Source organism: Mycobacterium sp. (assembly GCF_050701515.1).
In the GTDB taxonomy this organism is placed as follows: Bacteria; Actinomycetota; Actinomycetes; order Mycobacteriales; family Mycobacteriaceae; genus Mycobacterium.
Genome location: NZ_JBOGDB010000097.1, coordinates 1 through 7815 on the forward strand (window position 1 = coordinate 1; position 7815 = coordinate 7815).

Consider the following 7815-nt stretch of genomic DNA (forward strand, 5'->3'; position numbering starts at 1 on the left):
GGTTCGCCGGTAACAACACCAACATTCCCGTTGGACTCGTTGGCAATGGTCAAACCGTCCAGTTTGGCGCCGCCAACGGCAATATCATGAACAACCAGCTGAACCTCGGGATCCTCAGCCCCATGACCGCCGTGGGTGTACAAGCCCCTATAACGGCACAGACAAATGCTCCCGTCACGACTACCGCTCAAACCTCGGCCCTCAATGGGGCCGCGCTCGGCACGCAGCTCGGTGCCCAAACGCAAGCCCCGGTCGCCGCCCCCATCGGCACAGCCCTCGGCGGCACGAACGCCGGTGCGAACACCGGTGCGGCAATCCCGGTCAATGTAGGCGCCGTCGTTCCAGCCCAGGTGGTGAGCCAGGTCCCCGCCCTTGATGGCCAGACTAACGGCGACAACATCAACGCGGGTGTCGGGGCGATACAGGCCGGTGAGACAACAGGCGCCGAGATCGAGGACAACGACGACGCTGAAGGCGGAACTAACGTCCAGGTCGCTGGCTCAAATGCGGAGGCCACCATGGACAACGACACGAGCAGCAGCGGTGGCAATACCAACCAAAATACCGAGGTCACCAACACCACCAACCAAACCACCAACAACAACCAGTCCGTGAATGCGGGCAACAGCGCCAACAACAACACCAGTAACAACCACTCCAGTAACAACGGCAACGGCAGCACCAGCTCTGTCGGCTGACCGAATAGGAGCCGAAGCGGCGCTCACCCCACCGGGTGGGCGCCGTTTCGGTTTGCGTCGAGATCTGCGTGAGGGTCGTGAATTGCCGAAAATTACAGCCCTGGTGTCGATCTCGACGACTTAGTCCATCGTCAGCACCATGCGGAAGCGGGCGTCCCCGCTCATCATCTTGTCGTAGGCGGCCTGGGCCTCTGATAGCGGCATCGTCTCGATCGTTGGCCGCACACCGGTCAGCGCCGAAAACCGAAGCGTGTCTTCAGAATCCTGCGAGGTTCCGGACGCGTGGCCCTGCACGCCGTTCGACCCGGGGATCAATGCGAACGGTGGAACCTGCATCGGATCCGCGGATGCTCCTACGACGACGAGCTGTCCACGCGCCTTGAGGCCGCCCAGCGCCGGCGTCATCGCGTCGGGGACGGTGACCGTGGCGAGGACGACCATTGCGCCGCCGAGCTTGTTCAATTCTTCGGCGACGTCAGACGCCTTCGAGTCGATGTAGTGATGCGCGCCAAGCTCTTTGGCCAACGGGCCCTTTTCCTTGCCGCGCGCGATCGCGGCGACCTCGAAGCCCATCTTGGCGGCGTACTGGACGCCGAGGTGGCCGAGCCCGCCGACGCCCAGGATCGCGACCAGGTCGCCCGGCCGAGCGACGGACTCGCGCAGGGCGTTGAACGTCGTGATACCCGCGCACAACAGCGGCGCAGCGTCGACGTCGGAGAGGTCGTCGGGGATGCGGGCGAGCGCCTCCGCCGGCGCCACCATGTACTCGGCGTAGCCGCCGTCGTATGCGATGCCGGGGATCTGGCCGTTCTCACAGGAGATGAAGTCACCGCGACGGCAGGCCTCGCAGCTGAAGTCGCAGCCGCCGAACCAGCCGACGCCGACGCGGTCCCCGACGGTCCAGCCGCTGACCCCTTCGCCGACGGCGTCGACCTCGCCCGCGACCTCATGGCCGGGCGCGCGCGGGAAGGCGTTTCCCATCGCGCCCGCCACGGTCATCGCGTCGGAGTGGCAGACGCCGCAGGCTCGGACCTTGACGCGAACCTGGCCGCGGCCGGGCTCCGGGATTTGCACTTCGGCCAGCTCAAAGGGCACGTTCGGGGCGGGGACGCGGGCGATTTGCATGGTTGTCACGCCCGGATACCATACGCGTAACAGGACCGTTGTGGCGGCTGTAACGCATGGGACCTGTGTGACGATAATCATCGCAACAGCCTTGTTTTCGCTGATCGGGTAGGGGGTCGCTGTGTTGCGTCGGATGAGTGCGATGGGGTGTGCCGTCGCTGCGGCTGGGACCGCGTTGATCGGTCTGACCGCTGGGGTCGCCAGTGCCGACCCAAGTTGCCCTGACGTGCACTGGATGGGCGCCGCCGGATCCGGCGAGCGCACTGACTACGACTCCGCCGCGTATGCAGGCATGGGCCGGGTCGTGTACCAGTCGTACCGCGCGCTCGAGCAGCAGCTCGCGCAAGAAGGCCGCACCATCACCGCCGAAGCGGTCGACTACCCCGCCATTGAGGTGCCCGAGGACGCCGGCGTGCTCGACTGGGGGAATTTCATCGGGAGCGTGGATACCGGAAAGGCCGCGCTTGGCGGGCAGTACGCGGCGTTTACTCAACGATGCCCCAACACCAAGGTGGTGCTGGCGGGTTACTCCCAGGGCGCGATGGTGGTGCACCGCAACCTCCATGAGCTTGCCGCCAGTCCCAATCTGGCGGCCGCGCTGCTGATCGCCGACGGCGACCGGCTACCGGAAGACACCACGGTCAACATCGGTACCGCCCCGGCGGGGCCGGACGAGGTAGGCGGTGCCGCGCAGGACTGGCCGATTCTCGCGCATGCCCCTGACGAGCTGCCTGCGAATGTCGGCGTTCGAACGATCAGCGTGTGTGACGCCGGCGACGCGGTCTGTGACTACAACCCCGATGCCGAGGAAGAGACGACGGCGACAGCCGTGGCGATTCACACGAGCTACGACGTCGGCACGAACAGCGGTCAGATGTGGACCTGGATGCTGCACCAGTTCGTCGGGGCGTCGTCATCGGCGACGCCTGAGGCGCCGGTATCAGTCATGGCGTCGGAGTAGTTGCCTCCCCGCGTTGTGAGCGGGAAATCAGCAACACCACCACGCCCGCGGGCAGCAACAGCGCCGCTAGCACCGCGAGGATCGCATTGATTGCGCCACCGGTCGACATTCCGGCACGCTGCAGCATCTCGAGAACGGTTCCCGACACCGCGACGCCGACACCGGCGAGGGCGACCAGGAATGTCAACGTCACTCCCGCGGCTTCTCCGGCTCGCTCGGGCCGCACGACGGCCTGGGTCGCCACCGTCGTGAATGCGTAAACCAGGCCCATGGTGAGCCCGCAGGCGGTCAGCGCGGGTAAATACATTGCCCATCCGTTGGCAGCGGCGAGCGCCGCCAGTGACAGCGCCGCCAGCACGCTGGTGACACCCATGACCAGCACCGGACGGCCTGACGCCAGCCGTCCGGCCAGCGCGCCGCCCAGCGCGGCACCGACCGACGGTCCGAGGAAGACAAGGCCCGCCGTCAACGGGTCGAGGTCACGCACCTGCTGCAGATACATCGTGGACAGAAAGATCGTGACGGTGTAGGCGATGTTGGCGATGGTGCCGGCGACAACCAGGATGCTGAACCGGGCGTTGCGGGCCAGCGCCAAATCGACCAGCGGCCATCGCACTCGGTTTTCGACGAACACGAACGCGGCCAGTACCACAAGCGCAAATGCGAAGGCGCCGGCTGTGCTCAATGACAGCCAGCCCCAATGCGGCGCCCGGTCAAATGTCAAGGTGAACAACCCGATTCCGGTGGTGATCAGGGCAAGGCCTGCGATGTCGATCCGGCGTGGCACCGTCTCATCCGACGATTCGGTGATGCTCCACGCGCCGACGGCCAGTGAGATGAGCGTCAGCGGCACATTCAGCCAGAAGATCCACCGCCAGCCGATGGTTTCGGTCAGCAAGCCGCCGATCAGTGGACCGGCGGCATTGCCCAATCCCGCTATGCCGTAGGCCAATCCGATGGCATAGCCGGCACGCACCGCAGGAAAGGCGTTGGTCAGCACGCTGATTGAGACCGGAAAGATCAGCGCCGCACCGACGCCCTGCAGTCCGCGAAAGGCGATAACCAGCCCCGCCGACGGCGCCAGGGCACACAGGGTCGATGCCAGTCCGAACAGCGCGACCCCGGCCAGCAGTGCACGCCGACGGCCGAAGATGTCGCCGATCCGGCCTGCAGGGACCATGAAAGCCCCCAGTGCCAGCATGTAGACGCTGATCACCCATTGCAGATCGGTGGCGTTGCTGTCCAGATCGGAAGCCATCCGCGGCAGCGCCAGATTCATCGCGAAATAGTCGATCTGGACGCAGAACAAGGCCATCGAAACCGCCGCCAGCACCCAGCGGGAACGCACGGATCCGGGCATCGAAGTCACCCGCCGACGATACGGCTCGCAACCGTCGGTTTGGCGCTAATCTGACACGCGAACCGCCCGGCGATCAGGGAGCGTGGCAGATGTTGTGGCGTTACGTGAAGGCTCAGCTCTGGGTTCTGCTGTGCGGCGGGCTGGTCGGCCCGATCTTTCTGGCCGTGTACTTCGCCACCGGCCAGAGCAGCTTGATGAAATGGATGTTTTACGTTGGGCTGTTCATCACCGCCGCCGACGTTCTTGTCGCCCTGGCCATTGCCAACTTCAGCGCCAAGTCGTCGGCTAAGAAGCAGGCATTGGAGCAGAGTGGCGTGCTCGCCCTGGCGCAGGTGACCGGCATCCACGAGACGGGCACACGGATTAATGAAAACCCGCTGGTGAAGATCGATCTGCAGATCTCCGGGCCGGGTATCGCGCCGTTCACGTCGCAGGACCGAGTGATCGCGTCGGTCGCGCGGCTGCCCATGATCACGAACCGCAAGCTGGTCGCGTTGGTCGACCCGGCCACCAACGAGTACCACATCGATTGGGAGCGCAGCAGTTTGGTGAGTGGACTGATGCCGGCGAACTTCACCATCGCCGAAGACAACAAGTCTTACGACCTCACCGGCCAGGCCGAGCCGCTGATGGAGATCCTGCAGGTGCTGAAGGCCAACGGCATCGGGATGAACAGCATGATCGACCTGCGGTCCAATCCCGCTGCGCGCCAGCAGGTGCAGGCGATCGTAAGGCGCGCGGCGGCGCAACAAGCACCCCCCGCGCCCGCGGCGACTCCGTCAGCTCCGGTGCCCAACCCATCGGTGGCCCCGCCGGAACCGTCCACCTCGCAGCGCCTGCAGGAATTGGAAACTCTGCGCGCCACCGGTGCCATCTCCGAAGAGGAGTACACCACCAAACGCGCACAGATCCTCGCCGACCTCTGACATGGACGCCCCGTCCGCCGATTACGGCGTCTACTCCGAAGTCGGCACGTTACGCAAGGTGTTGGTGTGCTCGCCAGGCCTGGCACACGAGCGGTTGACCCCGACCAACTGCGACGACCTGTTGTTCGACGATGTGCTGTGGGTGCAGAACGCCCGTCGCGACCATTTCGACTTCATCGACAAGATGCGCGACCGTGGCGTCGACGTGGTCGAACTGCACGACGTGCTCGCACAGACGATGGACAACCCGGAGGCGAAGACCTGGCTGCTGGACCGCAAGATCGTGCCCAACGAAGTCGGCCTCGGACTGGTCGACGACACCCGCGGGTTCCTCGATTCGCTGACCACCCGCCGCCTGACCGAGCTGTTGATCGGTGGCATGTCCACTCTCGACCTGCCCACCGAGATCCAGTCGGGGTATCGCACGCTGGCCCGCGAAGCCACCGGCGTCACCGAGTATTTGATGCCGCCGCTGCCCAACACCTTGTACACCCGTGACACCACCTGCTGGATCTACCGGGGGGTGACGCTCAACCCGTTGTTCTGGCCGGCCCGGCACGACGAGACGCTGTTGATGAAGGCCATCTATCAGTTTCATCCCGACTTCGTCGGAACGACCTTGTGGTGGGGTGACCCGGAAAAGTCCTGGGGCTTGGCGACGATCGAGGGCGGCGACGTGTTGGTGCCCGGGAACGGCGTCGTCATCATCGGAATGAGCGAGCGCACCTCGCGGCAAGCCATCACCCAGGTGGCCGCCACGCTGTTCGCACAGGGTGCCGCGATGAAGGTCATCGTCGCCGGGTTGCCCAAACTGCGGGCGGCCATGCACCTCGACACCGTGTTCACCTTCGCCGACCGCGACGTGGTGACCCTCTACCCGGACATCATGGATTCGGTGCAGACGTTCGTCCTGCATCCCGGCGACGAAGACCCTGGCGTCGACGTCGAGGAGGCAACCAAACCTTTCACCGAAGTGGTGGCGGACGCGCTTGAGCTGGATGCGCTGCGGGTGGTGGAAACCGGTGGCACCAAATATGACTCGGAACGCCAGCAATGGGACAGCGGCAACAACCTGGTCGCGGTGGAACCGGGAGTGGTGTTCGCCTACGACCGCAACACCCACACCAACACGCTGCTGCGCCGGGCCGGTGTCGAGGTCATCACCATCGTCGGGGCGGAGCTCGGCCGCGGCCGCGGCGGCGGGCATTGCATGACCTGCCCGCTGATCCGCGATCCCGTCGAATAACTGGGGTCTGACCGCCGTCACCCGTATTAGAACGCGTTACAGTTCGGCTGTTAGCCTGGTCCGCAGCCTCACGGAAGGAGCAGCGGTGACGGCATCTGGCGGGCCCCTGGACGGGCGAGTGGCATTCATCACCGGGGCCGCGCGCGGCCAGGGCCGGGCCCACGCGATCCGGCTGGCGAGCGAGGGCGCCGACATCATCGCGATCGACGTATGCCGCCCGATCTCTGACACCATCACCTATCCGCTCGGTACGCCCGAGGAGCTGGCCGAAACGGTGCGGGCGGTGGAAGCGATCGGCGGCAAGGTGCTGGCCCGCGAAGTCGACATCCGCGACCTGGCCGCGCTGCAGCAGGTGGTCGCCGACGGCATCGAGCAGTTCGGCCGGCTGGACATCGTGGTGGCCAACGCAGGGGTGCTGAATTGGGGCCGGATGTTCGAGATGTCCGAAGAGCAGTGGGACACGGTCATCGACGTCAACCTCAACGGAACGTGGCGCACCATCCGTGCCGCGGTACCGGCAATGATCGAGGCGGGCAACGGGGGCTCGATCATCATCGTCAGTTCGTCGGCCGGATTGAAGGCCACGCCGGGCAACGGCCACTACTCGGCGTCCAAGCACGGTCTGGTCGCCATCACCAATGCGTTGGCAATCGAGGTGGGGGAGTTCGGGATTCGGGTCAACTCCATCCACCCGTATTCAATCGAGACACCGATGGTGGAGAAGAAGGCGATGATGGAAGTCTTCGCCAAGTATCCGAGCTATCTGCACAGCTTCGCGCCGATGCCGTTGCATCCGGTCAACCACAAGCGCAAGAAGGGCTTGCAGGAATTCATGCTGCCCGAGGAGGTTTCCGAGGTGGTTGCCTGGCTGGCCGGCGATGGATCGGCGACGATATCGGGCACCCAGATAAACGTCGACCGCGGCGCCATGAAGCATTAGCTGGGCAGGACCAAGACCGGCACCGGGCTGTGGCGGATGATCTTCGCGCCGTGAGATCCCAGGAAGACGGTTTTGATGCTGCGGCGCGACGTGGTGCCCAGCGCAAGAAGCTCGCCATCCTCCCAATCGGTGGCGTCCAACGCCTCATCCCAGCCGTTGCCCGTAATCACCTGCAGCTCAACGTCACCACCGACGACACCGTCCGCCTTCAGTTTGGCGAGCATCTCGCGCAACTGCTGCGCCCACGCCTCGAGCAACGAATCTTCGGCGTGCAGGCCCACTTCCGGCGGGAACATGGTGCGGCCCCGGATCGCATACGAGACCACCCGCATCTTGACGTCGAGTTGCGCGGCGAGTGCCGCCACGCGTTCGACCACCCGGACCGATTCCGGCGTGCCCGAATAGGCACAGGTGACACGTATGAGCTTGCCCGACCGTGCGCCGCGGTATCCCCGCGGACTGAGCGCGACGGGTACCGGCGCGGAGTGCAGCAGCCAGTCGGTGGTGGAGCCGAGAACTACTTGGCCGAGCGCGCCGTTCGACGACGAACCCGTCACCA

General features: G+C 65.2%; 7 protein-coding genes and 1 pseudogene. 5 read left to right on the top strand and 3 right to left on the bottom strand.

The features are described 5' to 3' along the window. A pseudogene (locus ACRDU5_RS08405) lies at positions 1–698 on the top strand (hypothetical protein); the annotation flags it as partial. Between the two features lie 120 nt (positions 699–818). Here ACRDU5_RS08405 and ACRDU5_RS08410 read toward each other — a convergent pair. Continuing rightward, positions 819–1823, bottom strand: coding sequence for an alcohol dehydrogenase (locus ACRDU5_RS08410; protein ID WP_526614029.1), 1005 nt, complete (start codon positions 1821–1823; stop codon positions 819–821). A 133-nt stretch (positions 1824–1956) separates the two neighbouring features. Here ACRDU5_RS08410 and ACRDU5_RS08415 point away from each other — a divergent pair, with 133 nt between their 5' ends. Continuing rightward, positions 1957–2784 carry a cutinase family protein gene (locus ACRDU5_RS08415; protein WP_526614024.1) on the top strand — a complete coding sequence of 276 codons (828 nt, stop codon included), beginning with the start codon at positions 1957–1959 and terminating at the stop codon, positions 2782–2784. On the opposite strand, the gene ACRDU5_RS08420 is transcribed toward ACRDU5_RS08415, so the two are convergent. After that, positions 2768–4144, bottom strand: a complete 1377-nt coding sequence (locus ACRDU5_RS08420; RefSeq protein ID WP_526614030.1) for an MFS transporter — start codon at positions 4142–4144, stop codon at positions 2768–2770. The two genes, ACRDU5_RS08415 and ACRDU5_RS08420, sit on opposite strands and share 17 nt — an antisense overlap. An 89-nt stretch (positions 4145–4233) precedes the next feature. On the opposite strand from ACRDU5_RS08420, the gene ACRDU5_RS08425 reads away from it, so the two are divergent. The 3 genes from ACRDU5_RS08425 (at position 4234) to ACRDU5_RS08435 (ending at position 7256) form a co-directional block, all read left to right on the top strand. After that, positions 4234–5070 carry an SHOCT domain-containing protein gene (locus tag ACRDU5_RS08425; RefSeq protein ID WP_526614025.1) on the top strand — a complete coding sequence of 279 codons (837 nt, stop codon included), beginning with the start codon at positions 4234–4236 and terminating at the stop codon, positions 5068–5070. Position 5071: 1 nt separating this feature from the next. Continuing rightward, the gene (locus tag ACRDU5_RS08430) at positions 5072–6316 is read left to right on the top strand and encodes an arginine deiminase (RefSeq protein WP_526614026.1); all 1245 of its coding nucleotides are present in this window, start codon (positions 5072–5074) and stop codon (positions 6314–6316) included. An 85-nt stretch (positions 6317–6401) separates the two neighbouring features. Beyond that, positions 6402–7256 (top strand): mycofactocin-coupled SDR family oxidoreductase, encoded by an 855-nt coding sequence (locus tag ACRDU5_RS08435; protein ID WP_526614027.1) that lies wholly within the window; start codon positions 6402–6404, stop codon positions 7254–7256. On the opposite strand, the gene ACRDU5_RS08440 is transcribed toward ACRDU5_RS08435, so the two are convergent. Beyond that, positions 7253–7815: universal stress protein (locus tag ACRDU5_RS08440; RefSeq protein ID WP_526614028.1), on the bottom strand; the 563-nt coding region annotated here is incomplete at its 5' end. The two genes, ACRDU5_RS08435 and ACRDU5_RS08440, sit on opposite strands and share 4 nt — an antisense overlap.